This is a genomic window from Paracoccus litorisediminis, from assembly GCF_009711205.1.
Classification (GTDB): Bacteria; Pseudomonadota; Alphaproteobacteria; order Rhodobacterales; family Rhodobacteraceae; genus Paracoccus; species Paracoccus litorisediminis.
The window spans coordinates 1-1,361 of the sequence record NZ_WMIG01000059.1 but is presented as its reverse complement, the minus strand read 5'-3'; the positions used below and the strand labels follow the sequence as shown (position 1 = coordinate 1,361).

Annotated in this window: 1 protein-coding gene; it reads right to left on the bottom strand. The window is 61.9% G+C overall.

Annotated features, from left to right (window positions below):
- Nucleotides 1-228: 228 nt before the first annotated feature.
- The gene (locus GL300_RS26030) at nucleotides 229-1,269 is read right to left on the bottom strand and encodes an IS110 family RNA-guided transposase (RefSeq protein WP_155042575.1); all 1,041 of its coding nucleotides are present in this window, start codon (nucleotides 1,267-1,269) and stop codon (nucleotides 229-231) included.
- Between the last annotated feature and the right edge of the window lie 92 nt (nucleotides 1,270-1,361).

Here is a 1,361-nt window from a genome sequence, read left to right as displayed (position 1 = left end):
GTTCTCTGATTGCGGCATTGTCAATCGGGAAAGCGGGCCGTCCGTCTAGGGTCATGGTTCTCTCCGAGGTCACGGGGGTTGTGCCTCATCATGGTTTCCGGTGCTGGCCGTCTTCAATGTATGGATCGGGTTCCGCGGAATACTCCACTTCCCATCGGCCCGCGCGAGATCGACCAACCTCCGCCCTTTCGGGACTTCGCTCCCCGCCAGCCGAGGCGGGAATTCAGGTCAGGCAACGGCCTCCTTTGTCCAGGTAAATTCGGTCTCTTTTTTCCATATCGCCAACATCAGTACGGCGAGCTTTCGCGAAACTGCCACGGCCGCCTTCGCAAAGCCTCGTCGTCCTGCAAGCCGGATAGCCCAGCTTTTCAGCGCCGAGAATTTCTGCACTCGCGTGATCAAGGTTGTCGCAGCCTCGAACAGCAGGCTCCGCATGACCCCGTCGCCGCATTTCGAGACCCGGCCCGACCAGTCCACCTCACCTGATTGGTGTCGTTTCGGCGTCAGCCCGAGATAGGCGCCCACATCCGAGGTCTTGCCGAACCGCGTCGGTTCATCGACCAGCGCGATGAAATTCAGCGACACGACCGCGCCGACGCCGGGAATGGTCATCAGACGGCGCGCCACGGAATGGTCGCGGGCCTCCTTCTTCACGGCAATGTCGAGATCGGCAGCGGCCTGACACAGCACGGCATGTGTGGCGATGAAACCATCGGCGATCGCGTGCAGCAGCGGATCCGTTTCCCCGGCGGCAGCCAACTGATCGCGGAACGCCTGGCGCTGCCGGCCTTGGCTGCTCCCAGTCATTCGGATTCCGAAGGTCTTGAGCACGCCGCGGACATGCCCTTCGAGATCCTTGCGAAGCCGGATCAGCCGTTCCCGAGCGCCCACCAGAGCGCGCAGGCGATCCGCCCCTTCACTGCGGACATGGACCGGCGTGAACCAGCCGGTGCGCGCGAGCTGGGCCAGCCCCTCCGCATCGCCGGCATCGGATTTGTTGAGACGGGCCGACAGGCTCTTGTGCGCCTTGCGAGCATCGATACATGTCGCGGGCAATCCCAGTCGGGCCATCCCGCGCTGTAGCCAGATTGAGAGCATCCCGCTCTCATGCACGATCTTTTCCGGTGCCAGAGATCGATTTCGAAACCAGCCCAGAATGCCCTCGGGGTCCGCAGGGCAGTTGCCGCGCGCGACGGTCTTGCCTTCCTCGTCCACGACGCAAATCGAAATCTCTTTCAGCGATACATCCAAACCGGCATAGAGTTTCATGGTCGTTCTCCTCATGGCTCCTATCCATGAGACCAGCATACCGAACCTCGTTCGCCATCAACGAGCGACCGCCGCAATCACACCATGTATGG

What these genes read in the sequence shown, in the direction of transcription:
- GL300_RS26030 (WP_155042575.1), bottom strand. Translation starts at nt 1,269, where the DNA reads ATGAAACTCTATGCCGGTTTGGATGTATCGCTGAAAGAGATTTCGATT.